This window comes from Mesorhizobium sp. WSM4312 (genome assembly GCF_002294875.1).
In the GTDB taxonomy this organism is placed as follows: Bacteria; Pseudomonadota; Alphaproteobacteria; order Rhizobiales; family Rhizobiaceae; genus Mesorhizobium.
The window spans coordinates 117,442-132,608 of sequence record NZ_NSFU01000007.1 but is presented as its reverse complement, the minus strand read 5'-3'; the positions used below and the strand labels follow the sequence as shown (position 1 = coordinate 132,608).

Sequence of the window (15,167 nt, the reverse complement as noted above, 5' to 3'; positions counted from 1 at the left end):
CGATCGATCAGACCGGATCGGATTTTTCTTCCTCGAACGTCACCGCCACATCGGAATTCGCTGACAGCCACACCTTCTTGCCATCGACTTCTGCAACCAGGGCCAGAGGAATGTAGTGGTGATGACCTCTGTGAGCGCCCTCGCCGCTGTCGGCCTTGGTCAGCTTGATGCGCTGGCCGTCGATCTTGTCGACAGTGCCGAGATGCACGCCATCGGCGCCGACGACTTCCATATGCTCACGAATTTTGCTGGTGTCGGTCATGGTGGTTCTCCATTGGGACTGCCGACAATAACAACTGACGAGCCGATTGGATGCATCGGCTTTCGGCCCGCACGACGTTTTGATTTCGTCGTGCTAGGGATTGCAACGATCACGGCTGCCGGAGTGAAAAAGATGCGAGTGCTTTTCCTGTTTGCCGTTTGCCTGGCCGCGCAGCTCGGCGCGTCGATCGCCGTCCAGGCCGGCGATGTCGCCGATCTTGAAATCCTTGGCTTCAGCAAGGATGGCGGCGTGTTCGCCTTCGAGGAATACGGCGTCCAGGACGGGTCGGGCTTCCCCTATGCCAACCGCTATTACATCGACACCAGCACCGACAGTTTTCTCAAGGGCACGCCGATCAGGGTCCGGCTCGACGACGAGAATGCCAAGCCGGACGCGGCGCGCCTTCAGGCCCGGCAACGGGGCGAGGCCATTGTCAGCCAAGCCGAGCTGAGCGCCAATCGCGGCATCACCGCCGGTTTCAACCCGGTGACCGAGCTTTCGGCCGATCCGCACCGCATGGCGGTCAATCCGCGGCCGATCTTCTCTCCGGTCGACCAACCGCTCGAGTTCCGGCTGGACGAGATCGGCATGAACAGCACCGAAGGCTGCGACAGCCAGGGCGAGATCAATGGCTTCCGGCTGCTGCGCGTCGCGGCGCAGGATGGCGGCACCACCAAATTGCTGCACGAGGACAAGTCGATCCCCAAAAGCCGCGGCTGCCCGAACGGTTACCGCATCGGTGCGGTCCAGACATTCTCCATGGATAGCCTCAGCGCCTATGCTGTCCTGATCGCGGTGCGCCAATATGGCTTCGAGGGTCCGGACTTCCGCTGGATCGCCGTGACCGGCCGCCTGTGAGTACGCACGTCGCCATACTCAGCCGCAACCTGAACTTCATCCGCCGCGCCTTGCCAGGGTGGCGCGCGACGCTTTTCGGCTCGTTCTTGTGGGCCGCAACCATGGGCACGAGCGCGCTCATCAACCTGTTGCTGGACGATTGGGTGACGCCGGAGAAAATCCGCACCGTATCGCTGCTGTTTGCGGGCGGCGGCGCCCTCGCCTTTCCGGTCGGCCTGTTCGTGGCACGGCTGGTCTCACTGGGAAGGCGCCGGGAGGCAGCCTTCGCGGCGACAATGGTATGCCTTGCCGCCGCGACGATCGGGCTGACCGACGGGCTCTATGCCTTGCAGTACCGGTCATACTATGCCGAATGGCATGCACCGGTCTTCACCCTCACCTGGGGGTTTCAACTCGCCTTCACGATGGCGGTGGCGTCCTACCAGTTCATGGTGCTGGGCATCAGGCTCTATTTTCCGCTTGGGTTCATCGCCTTGTTTGCCGCCAGTCTCTGGTTTGCACAGCAGCAGCGTTGAGCATTTTGTCTGTCTCTGTTAGGAGGCGGGCTAACCCTCCGACACATCAGGACTGACCGATGATCCCTCGCTATTCCCGGCCGGAAATGGTTGCCATCTGGTCGCCCGAAACCCGGTTTCGCATCTGGTTCGAAATCGAGGCCCATGCCTGCGACGCGCTGGCCGAACTCGGCGTCATCCCGAAGGAAGCGGCAAAGACCATCTGGGAAAAGGGCGGTGCCGCGAAATTCGACGTCGAGAAGATCGACGAGATCGAACGCGTCACCAAGCATGACGTCATCGCCTTCCTCACACATCTTGCCGAATTCGTCGGACCGGATGCGCGTTTCATCCACCAGGGCATGACGTCTTCGGATGTCCTGGACACCTGCTTTGCCGTCCAGCTTACCCGCGCCAGCGACATTCTACTCGCCGACATTGACGGCCTGCTTGCCGCGCTCAAGCGCCGCGCCTTCGAACACAAGGACACCGTTACCATCGGCCGCAGCCACGGCATCCATGCCGAGCCGACAACCTTCGGCATCAAGCTGGCGCAGGCCTATGCCGAATTCTCGCGCTGCCGCGAGCGGCTGGTGCACGCACGCGAAGACATCGCCACCTGCGCCATTTCCGGGGCGGTCGGCACCTTCGCCAACATCGAACCCTATGTCGAGGAGCATGTCGCGGCAAAGCTCGGGCTGAAGCCGGAGCCGGTGTCGACGCAAGTGATCCCGCGCGACCGCCACGCCATGTTCTTTGCCACGCTCGGCGTCATCGCCTCGTCGATGGAGCGGCTGGCGACCGAGATCCGGCACCTGCAGCGCACCGAGGTGCTGGAAGCGGAGGAATATTTTTCGCCGGGCCAGAAAGGCTCGTCGGCAATGCCGCACAAGCGCAACCCCGTGCTGACGGAAAACCTCACCGGCCTTGCCCGCATGGTGCGCTCCATGGCGCTGCCGGCGATGGAGGATGTGGCGCTCTGGCACGAGCGCGACATCTCGCACTCCTCCGTCGAGCGCATGATCGGTCCGGACGCCACGGTGACGCTGGATTTCGCGCTGTCACGGCTGACCGGCGTCGTCGACAAGCTGGTCGTCTATCCCGAGAACATGCTGAAGAACATGAACAAGTTCCGCGGCCTGGTGCATTCGCAGCGCGTCATGCTGGCGCTGACGCAGGCAGGCCTGTCGCGCGAGGACTCCTACCGGCTGGTGCAGCGCAACGCCATGAAGGTGTGGGAACAAGGCGCTGATTTTCTTGAGGAACTTTTGGCCGACAAGGAAGTCACCGCTGCCCTGCCGGAGGCGGAAATCCGTGAGAAATTCGACCTGGGCTACCACACCAAGCATGTCGACACGATCTTCAGGCGGGTGTTTGGAGAGGCTTGAGCTTCCTTCACCCCGTAGACGGGAGAAAGAAGCCGTGCCGACGCCGATCACGCCTTTCCGGGAACGGTCCTGATCACCGTGCCCCAGGGATCCTCACGGGTCGTTTCGCCGGTCACATTGTCCGAACGCATCTCGACCCAGGCGAGGCCCGAGCGCGACGGGTCGCGACGGCCGGCGCCGGCGCTCTGCCAGGCATTGGCGCCGATGTGATGATGGTAATGGCCTGACGACAGGAACACTGCCTGACCGCCATATCTGGCCACCGTGTCGAAGCCGAATTCCTGGTTCCACCAGGCTTCCGCCTCTTCCGGCCTGCCGACACGCAGATGGACATGGCCGACAATGCTGTTTTCCGGCGCGCCTCGCCACCCCGCATCGCCGGCCGGCACTTCGCCGACGACAGCCGGAATGTTGAGCCGCTCGGTCGCCATGGCGATCTTGTCGCCGTTCCATTTCCAGTCCTGCGGCCGGCGGTCGGCATAGATCTCGATGCCGTTGCCTTCGGGGTCGGTCAGGTAAAGCGCTTCGCTGACCAGATGGTCGGACGCGCCCTCGATGGCGATCTTGTCTGATATGGCGTGGTTGATCCAGCGGCCGAGATCGGCACGGCTGGGCAGCAGGAAAGCCGTGTGGAACAGGCCGGCGCTGCGCGGATCGTCCGGCTTGGCCGAAGCATCCGGCTCGAGGACCAGCAACGGACGGCTGCCGGCGCCGAGCGTGATCGCGCCATCGGCACGGCTCAATTCCTGCAGGCCGACAACCCGGCGATAATAGGTAGCGAGGCTCTCAGCATCGCGCGCCTTCAGCCCGACGCGGGCAACGCTCACCGGCGTGGTGGCGGCAAATGGCAGTTCGCTCATCATGGTCTCCATCGCGGCGACGCTTGATGAAGCTCCCAATGCCAGGGGCTCGGCGCCGCCGATTATTGTACGTCGTGTCAGCGCCAAAATCCCGGTCCTCCACGGCTGTTTCTCTCCTAACGACAGATCGTCGATCGCGATCGTTCACACAAGACAGCGAAAAGCGAACATGGTGTTCACCATTACGAGCAGAAGCGCGTCCATCAACGGTTGCATGAGGCAATCACGCTCGCTATCTCAGCTCCATGAAAGTCAAAGATGCAGATATCCTGATCGTCCCGGGCTACACCAACTCCGGACCCGAGCACTGGCAAACCCGCTGGCAATCGAAACTGTCGACGGCGCGGCGGGTCGAGCAGGCTGAATGGTCGAAGCCGGTCCGCGAGGACTGGACGGCGAGCGTGGCCAAAGCGGTCAACGAGGCCGAGAGGCCTGTGGTCATCGTCGCGCACTCGTTAGGGGTGGCTGCGGCCGTGCAGGCCATCCCGCAATTCGTCAGACCGGTCGCCGGCGCCTTCTTCGTGGCGCCGCCCGATGTTGCCAACCCTAGGATCAAGCCGAAGCACCTGATGACCTTCGGACCCTACCCGCGCGAGCCGCTGCCCTTTCCGTCGGTCGTGATCGCCAGCCGCAACGACCCGTTCTGTGCCTTCGGTGTCGCCGAGGACATAGCCGGCGCCTGGGGTTCGCTGTTCATCGATGCCGGCGAGACCGGCCATCTCAACCAGGATTCTGGCTTCGGCCCCTGGCCCGAAGGCTCGATGACCTTCGCCAAGTTCCTGACGGATCTGTGATTGAGACCCAAAGTCGGCGCACAGAGTCCCGAAGAAACCGCCGAGCTCCAATAAACAATAATCTAAGGTGGCTCGCGAGCGCCTAACCGCCCGGCGCCGTGACGGCAGTTCCTCCGGTTCGGGTTCAGACTCCGATCGAATCCTTGATATCTTTCAGCAGGGTCCTTGCCCCCAACGAAATCAACGCGTGCTCGGAACCGGTGGCGAGCAGGCGATAGCCCATCGAGACGACCCGGCCGGCAATTGCTGGTTCGACGACATAGATCGCAGCATGTTTTCCGGCCTTGCGGGTGCGCTCGGCCACCGACGCCACCGTCTCCATCATGCTCTCCAGCGTCGAACTGACCGTGGCGCCATTGGTCCAGGCAATCGAGAAATCCGACGGCCCGAGGAAGATGCCGTCAATGCCGGGCGTGTCGAGAATGCCGTCGAGCGCGTCGAGCGCGGCGCGCGTCTCGACCATGGCAAAGGCCATGGTGCGCTGATTGGTGTCGCGCAGCCATTCGGCATAGTCGCCCTTGCCGTGGCGCGGAAAGGCATAGGTGGGGCCCCACGAGCGCTCGCCGAGCGGTGGATATTTCATCGCCGCGGCGAACAGCTTTGCATCGGCCACCGAATTCACCATCGGCGCGATCACCGCCTCGGCGCCGAAATCGAGCGCCCGGCTTGCCATGTCGAAACGGCCGACGGGGATGCGCACCAGCGCCGGCTTGTTTGCGGCAAGCACGGGCAAGAGACCGCGCAGCACGCTGTCCTCGTGATGACCGCCATGCTGCATGTCGAGCGTGATGGCATCGAAGCCCTGTTTGGCGAGGATCTCGACGGTCAGGGCATCCGGCACGCCGGACCAAGCGGTGACCAGCGTTTCATCGGCGGCAAGGCGGGACTTCAGGGACATCTAGTCTTCTTCCTCGTTAATGTCGGCAGTTTCAGCCGGAAACCACGCCAAAGGCAAAGAAAAACCGCCCGGCTTGGCCGGGCGGTCGATTGGTCCAGTCATTCATTTTTGCCGCAGGTTCCGTCGCAAAACCGGGACACTCTTGCGAAACCCTGCGTCGGCCCGGATCAGGTGTTCTTGATCTGCTCGATCGCCTGCGCCATCAGTTCGTCCATGGTGCGGCGGATCTGATGGTCCGACTGGTCGACGCCGGCGGCATCGAAATCCTTACGGATCTTGCGGAACACGTCGTGATCGCCGGCTTCCTCGATGTCGGAAACAACGACTTCCTTGGCATAGGTATCGGCGTCGGCACCCGACTTTCCGAGCTTTTCGGCGGCCCACAGGCCGAGCGCCTTGTTGCGGCGCGCCGACGCCTTGAACCGAAGCTCTTCGTCGAACACAAATTTGCGCTCGAAGCCTTCTTCGCGATCTTTCATGCTGCTCATGGCGTCCCTCCGGGTCAAATGCGATTCGTTGGCAGAGATATGTGTGTTGCCAAAGCACAAACCAAAACGTCGCGAGCCGGTCAATACGCTTCGTCATATGCTGCGCTGCGGCATTTCAGTCCGGAAAGCGGTTGATTGGACGGATTTGCCGATTGAGCAAACGGTGTGATTGGGATAGACCCGGCATTGAACCCAACCGTCGCCGCAACTAATATAGGCAGACGGACAGGAACTGGTCGCTTGCCGCCTGCCCGCAAATCCAGAGAAAAAATCAGATGAAAAATCGCCGCCGCATTTATGAAGGCAAGGCCAAGATCCTCTATGAGGGACCGGAGCCGGGTACGCTCATCCAGTTCTTCAAGGATGACGCGACCGCTTTCAACAAGAAGAAACACGAGGTCGTCGACGGCAAGGGCGTGCTCAACAACCGCATTTCCGAGCACATCTTCAACCACTTGAACCGCATGGGCATCCCGACCCACTTCATCCGCCGGCTCAACATGCGCGAGCAGCTGATCAAGGAAGTCGAGATCATCCCGCTCGAAGTGGTGGTGCGCAACGTCGCCGCAGGTTCGCTGTCGAAGCGCCTCGGCATCGAGGAAGGCACCGTCCTGCCGCGCTCGATCATCGAATTCTACTACAAGGCCGACGCGCTCGACGATCCGATGGTGTCGGAAGAGCACATCACCGCCTTCGGCTGGGCAAGCCCGCAGGAGATCGACGACGTGATGGCGCTCGCCATCCGTGTCAACGATTTCCTCTCCGGCCTGTTCATGGGCGTCGGCATCCAGCTCGTCGACTTCAAGATCGAATGCGGCCGCCTGTTCGAGGGCGACATGATGCGCATCGTCGTCGCCGACGAGATCTCGCCGGACTCCTGCCGCCTGTGGGACGTGGCAACGCAGGACAAGCTCGACAAGGACCGTTTCCGCCGCGACATGGGCGGCCTCGTCGAGGCCTACCAGGAAGTCGCCCGCCGCCTCGGCATCATGAACGAGAACGAGCCACCGCGCCCGACCGGCCCGGTGCTTGTCGCCTCGACCGACGTCGTCAAAGGCAAGCCGCACTGATAGCGGTTCGCGATCCGATACTTAGAACAGGAGCATGTCCAGCGTGATCAAGGCCCGCATTACCGTCACCCTCAAGAACGGCGTCCTCGACCCGCAAGGCAAGGCGATCGAACACGCGCTGTCCGGTCTGGGCTTCGACGGCGTCGGCGCGGTACGGCAGGGCAAGGTGTTTGACGTCGAACTGGCGGAAAGCGACAAGGCCAAGGCCGAAGCCGATCTGAAAGCTATGTGCGACAAGCTGCTGGCGAATACGGTGATTGAGAATTATAGTGTGGCCATAACCTGAGGTTGTGTCGGAGGGGTTGGTGGCCGAGATCGATGGCAGCTTGATATTTGAAACCCTCAAGTCCATCCAGTCTCGGTTAGACAGGATGGACTTGACGCTCGGAGAGGTGAAATCCGAGCTTGGTTCCATTCGAGGTCATCTCATAGCCACTGAAAGTGACGTGAAAAACATCTATGGTGTGCTCGCTCGCCAGGATGATCGGCTCGAACATATCGAACGCCGTCTCGACCTGCGCGAACTAGCCGAAGCCCAGAGGCCTTACGAACCAAAATGAAATCTGCCGTCGTCCTCCTGCCTGGCCTCAACCGCGACCGCGACATGATCGCGGCGCTGACCAAGATTTCGGGAAAACCGCCGGTTACCGTCTGGCAGACCGACACTGAAATCCCTGACGTCGACCTGATCGCCATTCCAGGCGGCTTCTCCTTCGGCGACTATCTGCGCTGCGGCGCGATCGCGGCGCGCATGCCGGTGATGCGGGCCGTCGCCGAAAAGGCCGCCAAGGGCGTCACGGTCATCGGCGTCTGCAACGGTTTTCAGATCCTGGTCGAGGCCGGCCTGCTGCCGGGGGCGCTCATGCGCAACACCTCGCTGAAGTTCGTCTGCCGGCAGATCAAGCTCGAGATCACCAACGCCAACACCATGTTCACCCGCCGTTACCAGCCGGGCCAGATCATCCGCTCGCCGGTGGCGCATCATGACGGCAATTACTTCGCCGACGCCGAAACCCTTGCCCGCCTCGAAGGCGAAGGCCAGGTGGTGTTCCGCTATGCCGAGGGTACCAACCCCAATGGCTCGATCAACGACATTGCCGGCATCATCAACGAACAAGGCAATGTGCTTGGCCTGATGCCGCATCCGGAAAACCTGATCGAAGCCGCCCATGGCGGCAGCGACGGCCGGGCGCTGTTCGAAGGCGCGCTCGGTATCGCCGCTTGACGATCTCGGCGGCGAACGCGGTTAAATTCATAGGGACATCGGGTCCATTGCTCTGGGGAGAGAGACGGTCATGAAACTCTATTCGCGGCCGTTGTCGCCCTATTCGTCGATCGTGCGGGCGCTTGCCTATTTCAAGGACGTGCCGCTCAAGATCATCGCGCCGCCGCCGGGTTTTCCAATCCCCGAAGCGTTTCGCGCCATTTCGCCACTGAACCGGATTCCGGTGCTGATCACCGGCTCGGGCGAGACGATCCTCGAATCGGTGGTCATCGCCGAATATCTCGAGGAGCGGTTCCCGGAGCCAGCGCTGCTGCCGCCTGACTCCAAGGATCGCGCGCTGGTGCGCATGTTCGCCCGCATCACCGATCTCGACGTGCTGACGCCGACCATGAAGCTTTTCGAGCTTCATTTCGTGCCGAAGCGCAACAATGCCGAGATCGATGCCCAGTTCGCCCGTCTGCATCACGGACTGGCGGCGATCGAGGCGCGCATGGCGCAAGGCCCCTTCGCGCTCGGCAACGACATCAGCTTTGCCGACGCCTGGCTGACGCCGACCCGGTTCATCTTCAACAATTTCCGCGCCATGACGGGCCGCCACGACTTGCTCGACGCCTATCCCAAATTCGATGCCTATGAGCAGATCGCCTCGCAGCATCCGGCCTTGTCGCGGGTCTGGGGCGAGATGACCGACGGCTTGAAGATCTTTCTGTCCGAACTCGAGATGGGTGCCGCTTGATCAAGAGCAAGACGATCGTTCTCGTCGCAGCCGCAGGCTTAGCCCTGGCGTCCTGCCAGTCGAGCCCGAAGAGCACGCCTGTGCCGTCGGGCAAAAGTGCGGCGCTGCTGGCCATGGAACAAGTGGCGATCGCAGCCCACAAATGCTGGATCGCCAGCAAGGACCCGGCCTTCAAGCAATATCAGATGGCCAATGAACTGAACTCGTTCAGCGGCACGCCGCGTTTCCTTTTGGTGCCGGCCAAGCATTATGGCGGCAAGCCGCTGCTGGTCGTGCAGGCGCAAGGCAATTCGAGCCGTGTCGACGTGTTCGGACCGCTGATGAACAACCCGCTCGGCGCACGCATCGGCTCGGACATTGCCCGCTGGCAGACGGGCAATCCGGCCTGCGCCGCGACCGCCTGACATGGGCCGCTTCCTGCAGGTGGTGGGTCTGGCCATCGGCCTGGCCGGCCTCGTCCTGCAGTTCTGCATCACCGTTCCGGCATCGATGGAGGCCGGCCGCAGCCTGCTCGGCTCTATCGTGTTCTACTTCAGCTTCTTCACCATCCTGACCAACGTTGGCGCCGTGCTGGTGTACACATCCCTGCTGTCATCCACCGGCTATGCCTGGCTGCCGGCCTTCGCCGTGCCGCAGATGCGTGCGGGTGTTGCGGTTTCGATCACCGTCGTCTTCATGGTCTATGCCACCGTTCTGGCACGGCTCTGGCAGCCGCAAGGCCTGTTCCTGCTCTGCGATGTGCTGCTGCACTATGTGACGCCAGTGCTGTTCGTGCTGTGGTGGCTGGCAGCAGGGGCCGACGGCAGAACGAGGTGGAGCGACATTTCCTGGTGGATGCTCTATCCCATCGCCTATCTCGCCTATGCGCTGGTACGGGCACCGATCGCGGGCGAAGTGCCCTACCCCTTCCTCGATGTCGCCAAGAACGGCGCCGCCAGCGTCGCCATTGCGGCCTTGGCCATCACCGCGCTGTTCCTGGTGATCTCGATCATTGCCGCTTTTATCGATCGCGGCATCGGCCATCGCGAGGCCAAACCGGTCCGTTAAGAATGGCCTCTATTCCCAAAAGCGCCTGATGCCCTCGCGGTGGGCATCGCAGCGGGAGATACCGATATCCTTGAGCTGATCGTCGGTCATCTCCAGCAAAGCCAGCCGGCCGCGCCGGCGCTCCAGCAAATGGTCGATCCATCGTGCCAGCGAGCTGACCAGGCGCGCCAGACGGCCGACAAAGCCTTGCTGGCCTGACGGGCCTAGCGCCTCGCCTGGAAATGCGGCTCTGGGATGACGGATTGTCGCGATTGTATCCATTTTCTTTCTGCCAAGACTCTCAATTGCACCCCTTTTGGCGCCCGATTGATATGTATTGACTCATAATTCGGTGCAATATAGAAAATTGTCACCATGACAAATTGGCTTCCAGATCTGACCGGCGGCGCCGGACCCCTCTATCAACGCCTCGCGGACTCCGTTGAGGCGGGCATCGACCAGGGCGTGATCGGCGCCGGAACAAAACTGCCACCCCAGCGCGACCTCGCCTATGACATCGGCACCACGGTCGGCACGGTCGGCCGGGCCTACCAGTTGCTGCGTGAGCGAGGGCTGGTGAGCGGCGAAGTCGGGCGTGGAACCTATGTGCTTGGCCGGCGCGCCGAAGGCGTGAAACCGGAGGCGCCCGACGTCAGCGTGGAAGGCACGCGCTATGTCGATGCGCCTCAGGACAAACTGCGTTTCGACAGCACGGCGGCACCCGATGTCGGCCAGGGCACTGATATCGCCGATGTGCTGTCGCGCACCGCGCAGGATCATCCCCATGAAATCTCGAGCTACACGCGTGATTTTCCTGGCCGCTGGTACGAAGCCGGCGCCCGCTGGCTGTCGAGAAACACCTTCCGCCCGGCCGCCGACAGCATCGTTCCGACGCTCGGCACCCATGCCGCGGTGATGGCGGCGATCGCCGCACTCACCACGCCGGGCGACTATGTCGCCTTCGAACACCTCACCTATTCGCAGATCTCGCGCAGCGCCGGGCTGATCGGCCGGCGCACGGCACTGGTGGCCTCGGATGACGAAGGCCTCGACCCTGCCGATTTCGAGCGCGTCTGCGCGCAAAAGCATCCGAGGATGATCTTCCTGATGCCGACGGCGCAGAATCCGACCTTGACGACACTGTCGGCAGCGCGCCGCGAGGCGATCGCGCGTGTCGCGCGCGAATACAACGTCATCCTGATCGAGGATGATCTTTACGGCCACCTGACGGACGATCCGACACCGTTGCTTGCTGAATATGCCCCAGAGAGAACCATCGTCGCCGGCGGTCTGTCGAAATCGGTAGCGGCCGGTATCCGCGGCGGCTGGCTCTCCTGCCCTCCCGCCTATCGCCACCGGATCCGTGTCGCCCACAAGATGATCACCGGCGGCATGCCCTTCCTGCTGGCGGAGGTGAATACGAGGCTGGTGCTCTCCGGTCAGGCCAGCGATATCCGCAAGCGCAGCATCGCCGAAATCAGCGCCCGTATCGCGATCGTGCGCGAAACCTTGGCCGGCTTCGCGTTCAAGTCACATGACAAGGTGCCCTTTGTCTGGCTGACTTTGCCCGACCCATGGCTTTCCGGCACATTCAAGAATGCCTGTCTCGAACACGGCGTGCTGATCGACGACGAGGACGAGTTCAAGGCCGGCCGCTCCGAACAGGTCTTTCACGGTGTCCGCTTCGGCACCTCGCAGCCGAGGCAGCGCAGCGATGTCGCCGACGGCGTTGCCGTCATCCGCCGTCTCCTCGACGAAGGCCGCGCCGGCTACGACAGCTTTTCGTGAGAAACCTGAATCAGATCAGCCCTCGGCCTTGAAGTTTTTGGCTTCCTCCTTGGCCTTGTCCTTGCCGTGCTTCTCGGCCATTTCCTTCGCCTGTCCGGGCGAAACGTCTGTGGTTTCGGCGAGATGAAGAGCCTCCTTGTCCGAGAGGCGATTGTCTTTCTTGTTCTGCTTGGTAGCCATGGTCCTGATCTCCTGAAGGGTTGGAACCCAACGGCCGGGATGCCATAGCGTTCCCATGCGGCTTTGCATTCCTCACGGTGACCTCGCGGATCACCGCTGGCGCGACGGGCGCCTGAAAGCTCCCGGTGCGGACTACGCCGGCCGTCACCTTGTTGCTTTCTGTCTTTTTCGCTCATCGACGGGTGTATCGGCCGCAAAGCTTGCGATAAGAGGGGACTCAAAATCCCCGCTCCATGGACATAAATCACCGCCCATGACCATTTCCAATTCCGTGCCGATCACCCCACAGCTCATCGCCGCGCATGGGCTGAAGCCAGACGAATATCAGCGCATCCTGGACCTCGTCGGGCGCGAACCGAGCTTTACCGAGCTCGGCATCTTCTCGGCGATGTGGAACGAGCACTGCTCCTACAAATCCTCGAAGAAGTGGCTGCGCACGCTGCCCACCACCGGACCGCAGGTCATCCAGGGGCCAGGCGAGAATGCCGGCGCGGTCGACATCGGGGACGGCGACTGCGTCGTCTTCAAGATGGAAAGCCACAACCACCCCTCTTTCATCGAGCCCTACCAGGGCGCGGCGACCGGCGTCGGCGGCATTTTGCGCGACGTCTTCACCATGGGCGCACGGCCGATCGCGGCGATGAATGCACTGCGCTTCGGCGCGCCCGATCACCCCAAGACCAGGCATCTCGTCGCCGGCGTGGTTTCGGGCGTCGGCGGCTACGGCAATTCCTTCGGCGTGCCGACAGTCGGCGGTGAGGTCAATTTCGACGCCCGCTACAACGGCAACATCCTGGTCAACGCCTTTGCCGCCGGCCTCGCCAAGACCAATGCCATCTTCCTGTCGGAGGCCAAGGGCGTCGGCCTGCCGGTCGTTTATCTCGGCGCCAAGACCGGCCGCGACGGCGTCGGCGGCGCCACCATGGCCTCGGCCGAATTCGACGACAAGATCGACGAGAAGCGCCCGACCGTGCAGGTCGGCGATCCCTTCACCGAAAAGTGCCTGCTCGAAGCCTGCCTCGAACTGATGGCCTCGGGCGCCGTCATCGCCATCCAGGACATGGGTGCGGCCGGCCTCACCTGTTCGGCGGTCGAGATGGGCGCCAAGGGCGACCTCGGCATCGAGCTCGATCTCGACAAGGTGCCGGTGCGCGAGGAGCGCATGAGCGCCTATGAGATGATGCTGTCGGAAAGCCAGGAGCGCATGCTGATGGTGCTGCGGCCCGAGAAGGAAAAGGAGGCCAAGGCGATCTTCCACAAATGGGGCCTCGACTTTGCCATTGTCGGCAAGACCACCGACGATCTGCGCTTCCGCGTGCTGCATCAGGGCGACCAGGTCGCCGATCTGCCGATCAAGGATCTCGGCGACAAGGCGCCGGAATATGACCGCCCCTGGATCGAGCCGAAGAAGCCCGCACCGCTCGCCGCCAACGACATTCCGCAGGCCGATGTTGCCGATGCGCTGCTGAAGCTGCTCGGCGGGCCGGACCTGTCGTCGCGCCGCTGGGTCTGGGAACAGTATGACACGCTGATCCAGGGCAATTCACTGCAGCTTCCCGGCGGCGATGCCGGCGTGGTGCGGGTGGAAGGCCATGCGACCAAGGCGCTCGCCTTTTCGTCCGACGTGACGCCGCGCTATTGCGAAGCCGATCCCTATGAGGGCGGCAAGCAGGCCGTGGCCGAGTGCTGGCGCAACCTGACCGCCACCGGCGCACTGCCGCTGGCGGCCACCGACAACCTCAATTTCGGCAACCCGGAACGGCCCGAGATCATGGGCCAGTTGGTCGGCGCGGTGAAGGGCATTGGCGACGCCTGCCGCGCGCTCGGCTTCCCGATCGTGTCGGGCAATGTCTCGCTCTACAACGAGACCAACGGCCAGGGCATCCTGCCGACACCGACTATCGGCGGCGTCGGCCTCATCGCCGACTGGTCGAAGATGGTGCGCACCGGCTTTGCGGCCGAGGGCCAAATGATCCTGCTGGTCGGCGCGCCCGCCTCCTGGGGCACGCATCTTGGCCAGTCCGTCTACCTCAGGGACATCCATGGCCGCACCGACGGGCCGCCGCCGCCAGTCGATCTCGCGCATGAGCAGCGCGTCGGCGACCATGTGCGCTCGCTGATCGCCTCCGGCATCGTCACCGCCGCGCATGACGTTTCCGATGGCGGCATCGCCGTGGCGCTGGCCGAAATGGCGATGGCGTCGGGCATCGGCGCGACCGTTCCCGGCCTTGTCGGCACCGATCCGATCCCGGTCTGGTTCGGCGAGGATCAGGGCCGGTATCTGCTGACGCTGTCGATCGACCCGCATGGCGAGGAATGGGACGCCATCCGCAAGCAGCAGGGCGAACTCGGCATCTTCGCGCCATGGATCGGCTCGACCGGCGGCGATGCGCTGAAGCTCGGCGATGCCAGGACGATTCCGGTCAGCGACCTGAAGGCCGCCCATGAAGGCTGGTTCCCCCGCTTCATGGACCAGGCCAGTTGAGCAGAGCATGATCCCGAAAAGTGGGAACCGGTTTTCGGAAAAGATTCATGTTCAATCACAGGAAACTGGCTGCCCGGGTGCTGCTTGCAGTCGTTTTCTGGCCGTCGCTGTTCTTCTTCTGGTTCCTCGGGCCGTTCGTTTTTTTCCTGCTGTCGACGACCTCGAGCGAGGTTTGCCCGAGGCTGGATACGCGTGCCGAGTTCCTTGACGCGGCCAATGGCGGGCTGCCGATGCTGGTGCTGCAGAACCTCATCTATGCAGTTCCGATAGTCTGTTTGGTGCTCTGGAACCGGCTTCTGCCGGAGCCGGCGCGGGCAATGCAGATCGTCACCTGCATCAAGCTTTTCGCCGTCGCGGCCGTCCTGGGGGCCTTGTGGGAGTATGGCTCTTCGCTTGTCTGCGACGGCTATGGCCAACCGTTCTTCTCGCCCGCCTGGCGGATGACCAGCTACCTGCCGATCGCCAACCTGGCGGTCAACATCCCTCTCTATGGTCTGGTTTTCAGCCTTGGCCGCGCCTTCTCGATGCGCGAAGACGACCCAGCGGCCGATGCCGTCGATCCGGACAGGAATGCGTCCTAGGCGACAATCACGCTGGTGCTGGACGGAACGGCTT

20 protein-coding genes are annotated in these 15,167 nt (G+C 62.7%); 14 read left to right on the top strand and 6 right to left on the bottom strand.

Annotation, left to right across the window (positions count from 1 at the left end; all coding sequences use genetic code 11):
- Positions 1-7 precede the first annotated feature (7 nt).
- The gene (locus CK228_RS13195) at positions 8-262 is read right to left on the bottom strand and encodes a DUF2171 domain-containing protein (RefSeq protein ID WP_095788120.1); all 255 of its coding nucleotides are present in this window, start codon (positions 260-262) and stop codon (positions 8-10) included.
- 132 nt (positions 263-394) lie between these two features.
- Here CK228_RS13195 and CK228_RS13190 point away from each other — a divergent pair, with 132 nt between their 5' ends.
- The 3 genes from CK228_RS13190 to purB are packed head-to-tail and all read left to right on the top strand — an operon-like array spanning position 395 to position 3,002.
- Positions 395-1,120 carry a DUF2259 domain-containing protein gene (locus CK228_RS13190; protein ID WP_095788119.1) on the top strand — a complete coding sequence of 242 codons (726 nt, stop codon included), beginning with the start codon at positions 395-397 and terminating at the stop codon, positions 1,118-1,120.
- Entirely contained in the window at positions 1,117-1,635 is a 519-nt protein-coding gene (locus tag CK228_RS13185; protein ID WP_095788118.1) for a hypothetical protein, read from the top strand. The genes CK228_RS13190 and CK228_RS13185 overlap by 4 nt, the downstream gene beginning before the upstream one ends.
- A 59-nt stretch (positions 1,636-1,694) precedes the next feature.
- On the top strand, positions 1,695-3,002 hold the full coding sequence (gene purB, locus CK228_RS13180) for an adenylosuccinate lyase (protein WP_038646437.1): 1,308 nt from the start codon (positions 1,695-1,697) through the stop codon (positions 3,000-3,002).
- A gap of 47 nt (positions 3,003-3,049) precedes the next feature.
- Here the strand turns inward: purB and CK228_RS13175 are convergent, their stop codons facing one another.
- Entirely contained in the window at positions 3,050-3,862 is an 813-nt protein-coding gene (locus CK228_RS13175) for a VOC family protein (RefSeq protein ID WP_095788263.1), read from the bottom strand.
- A 245-nt stretch (positions 3,863-4,107) separates the two neighbouring features.
- Between CK228_RS13175 and CK228_RS13170 the strand changes: the two genes are divergently transcribed.
- Complete coding sequence (locus CK228_RS13170; protein ID WP_095788117.1) at positions 4,108-4,656, top strand: alpha/beta hydrolase; 549 nt, start codon at positions 4,108-4,110, stop codon at positions 4,654-4,656.
- A gap of 124 nt (positions 4,657-4,780) precedes the next feature.
- On the opposite strand, the gene CK228_RS13165 is transcribed toward CK228_RS13170, so the two are convergent.
- The gene (locus CK228_RS13165) at positions 4,781-5,554 is read right to left on the bottom strand and encodes an HpcH/HpaI aldolase/citrate lyase family protein (protein ID WP_095770350.1); all 774 of its coding nucleotides are present in this window, start codon (positions 5,552-5,554) and stop codon (positions 4,781-4,783) included.
- Positions 5,555-5,721: 167 nt separating this feature from the next.
- Complete coding sequence (locus tag CK228_RS13160) at positions 5,722-6,042, bottom strand: DUF1476 domain-containing protein (RefSeq protein WP_095770351.1); 321 nt, start codon at positions 6,040-6,042, stop codon at positions 5,722-5,724.
- Between the two features lie 275 nt (positions 6,043-6,317).
- Here CK228_RS13160 and purC point away from each other — a divergent pair, with 275 nt between their 5' ends.
- From purC to CK228_RS13125, 7 genes are all read left to right on the top strand, one after another.
- Positions 6,318-7,112: a phosphoribosylaminoimidazolesuccinocarboxamide synthase gene (gene purC / locus CK228_RS13155; RefSeq protein ID WP_010909103.1), complete on the top strand. Its 795-nt coding sequence runs from the start codon at positions 6,318-6,320 to the stop codon at positions 7,110-7,112.
- A 43-nt stretch (positions 7,113-7,155) separates the two neighbouring features.
- The gene (gene purS, locus CK228_RS13150; protein ID WP_095788262.1) at positions 7,156-7,398 is read left to right on the top strand and encodes a phosphoribosylformylglycinamidine synthase subunit PurS; all 243 of its coding nucleotides are present in this window, start codon (positions 7,156-7,158) and stop codon (positions 7,396-7,398) included.
- A 19-nt stretch (positions 7,399-7,417) separates the two neighbouring features.
- On the top strand, positions 7,418-7,672 hold the full coding sequence (locus CK228_RS13145) for a hypothetical protein (RefSeq protein WP_095770880.1): 255 nt from the start codon (positions 7,418-7,420) through the stop codon (positions 7,670-7,672).
- Positions 7,669-8,337: a phosphoribosylformylglycinamidine synthase subunit PurQ gene (gene purQ, locus CK228_RS13140; protein WP_032930048.1), complete on the top strand. Its 669-nt coding sequence runs from the start codon at positions 7,669-7,671 to the stop codon at positions 8,335-8,337. The genes CK228_RS13145 and purQ overlap by 4 nt, the downstream gene beginning before the upstream one ends.
- Positions 8,338-8,407: 70 nt before the next feature.
- Positions 8,408-9,073 carry a glutathione S-transferase family protein gene (locus tag CK228_RS13135; protein ID WP_095788116.1) on the top strand — a complete coding sequence of 222 codons (666 nt, stop codon included), beginning with the start codon at positions 8,408-8,410 and terminating at the stop codon, positions 9,071-9,073.
- Positions 9,070-9,477 (top strand): hypothetical protein, encoded by a 408-nt coding sequence (locus CK228_RS13130; protein ID WP_095788115.1) that lies wholly within the window; start codon positions 9,070-9,072, stop codon positions 9,475-9,477. Before CK228_RS13135 ends, CK228_RS13130 begins: the two co-directional genes overlap by 4 nt.
- A 1-nt stretch (position 9,478) precedes the next feature.
- Positions 9,479-10,120 (top strand): Pr6Pr family membrane protein, encoded by a 642-nt coding sequence (locus CK228_RS13125; protein ID WP_095770355.1) that lies wholly within the window; start codon positions 9,479-9,481, stop codon positions 10,118-10,120.
- 9 nt (positions 10,121-10,129) lie between these two features.
- Here CK228_RS13125 and CK228_RS13120 read toward each other — a convergent pair whose 3' ends face one another.
- Positions 10,130-10,381, bottom strand: a complete 252-nt coding sequence (locus CK228_RS13120; protein WP_095788114.1) for a DUF1127 domain-containing protein — start codon at positions 10,379-10,381, stop codon at positions 10,130-10,132.
- Between the two features lie 93 nt (positions 10,382-10,474).
- On the opposite strand from CK228_RS13120, the gene CK228_RS13115 reads away from it, so the two are divergent.
- Positions 10,475-11,887, top strand: coding sequence for a PLP-dependent aminotransferase family protein (locus CK228_RS13115; RefSeq protein WP_095770357.1), 1,413 nt, complete (start codon positions 10,475-10,477; stop codon positions 11,885-11,887).
- A 15-nt stretch (positions 11,888-11,902) separates the two neighbouring features.
- On the opposite strand, the gene CK228_RS35265 is transcribed toward CK228_RS13115, so the two are convergent.
- Positions 11,903-12,067 (bottom strand): hypothetical protein, encoded by a 165-nt coding sequence (locus CK228_RS35265; protein WP_179295895.1) that lies wholly within the window; start codon positions 12,065-12,067, stop codon positions 11,903-11,905.
- 253 nt (positions 12,068-12,320) lie between these two features.
- Between CK228_RS35265 and purL the strand changes: the two genes are divergently transcribed.
- Both purL and CK228_RS13105 read left to right on the top strand, forming a co-directional pair.
- Positions 12,321-14,552 (top strand): phosphoribosylformylglycinamidine synthase subunit PurL, encoded by a 2,232-nt coding sequence (purL, locus tag CK228_RS13110; RefSeq protein WP_095788113.1) that lies wholly within the window; start codon positions 12,321-12,323, stop codon positions 14,550-14,552.
- Positions 14,553-14,599: 47 nt separating this feature from the next.
- Complete coding sequence (locus CK228_RS13105; protein ID WP_095788112.1) at positions 14,600-15,133, top strand: hypothetical protein; 534 nt, start codon at positions 14,600-14,602, stop codon at positions 15,131-15,133.
- Positions 15,134-15,167: the final 34 nt, after the last annotated feature.

Coding starts and splice junctions, on each gene's coding strand:
- CK228_RS13195 (WP_095788120.1), bottom strand. CDS start 262: ATGACCGACACCAGCAAAATTCGTGAGCATATGGAAGTCGTCGGCGCC.
- CK228_RS13190 (WP_095788119.1), top strand. CDS start 395: ATGCGAGTGCTTTTCCTGTTTGCCGTTTGCCTGGCCGCGCAGCTCGGC.
- purB (WP_038646437.1), top strand. CDS start 1,695: ATGATCCCTCGCTATTCCCGGCCGGAAATGGTTGCCATCTGGTCGCCC.
- CK228_RS13175 (WP_095788263.1), bottom strand. CDS start 3,862: ATGAGCGAACTGCCATTTGCCGCCACCACGCCGGTGAGCGTTGCCCGC.
- CK228_RS13170 (WP_095788117.1), top strand. CDS start 4,108: ATGAAAGTCAAAGATGCAGATATCCTGATCGTCCCGGGCTACACCAAC.
- CK228_RS13165 (WP_095770350.1), bottom strand. CDS start 5,554: ATGTCCCTGAAGTCCCGCCTTGCCGCCGATGAAACGCTGGTCACCGCT.
- CK228_RS13160 (WP_095770351.1), bottom strand. CDS start 6,042: ATGAGCAGCATGAAAGATCGCGAAGAAGGCTTCGAGCGCAAATTTGTG.
- purC (WP_010909103.1), top strand. CDS start 6,318: ATGAAAAATCGCCGCCGCATTTATGAAGGCAAGGCCAAGATCCTCTAT.
- purQ (WP_032930048.1), top strand. CDS start 7,669: ATGAAATCTGCCGTCGTCCTCCTGCCTGGCCTCAACCGCGACCGCGAC.
- CK228_RS13135 (WP_095788116.1), top strand. CDS start 8,408: ATGAAACTCTATTCGCGGCCGTTGTCGCCCTATTCGTCGATCGTGCGG.
- CK228_RS13125 (WP_095770355.1), top strand. CDS start 9,479: ATGGGCCGCTTCCTGCAGGTGGTGGGTCTGGCCATCGGCCTGGCCGGC.
- CK228_RS13120 (WP_095788114.1), bottom strand. CDS start 10,381: ATGGATACAATCGCGACAATCCGTCATCCCAGAGCCGCATTTCCAGGC.
- CK228_RS13115 (WP_095770357.1), top strand. CDS start 10,475: ATGACAAATTGGCTTCCAGATCTGACCGGCGGCGCCGGACCCCTCTAT.
- CK228_RS35265 (WP_179295895.1), bottom strand. CDS start 12,067: ATGGCTACCAAGCAGAACAAGAAAGACAATCGCCTCTCGGACAAGGAG.
- purL (WP_095788113.1), top strand. CDS start 12,321: ATGACCATTTCCAATTCCGTGCCGATCACCCCACAGCTCATCGCCGCG.
- CK228_RS13105 (WP_095788112.1), top strand. CDS start 14,600: ATGTTCAATCACAGGAAACTGGCTGCCCGGGTGCTGCTTGCAGTCGTT.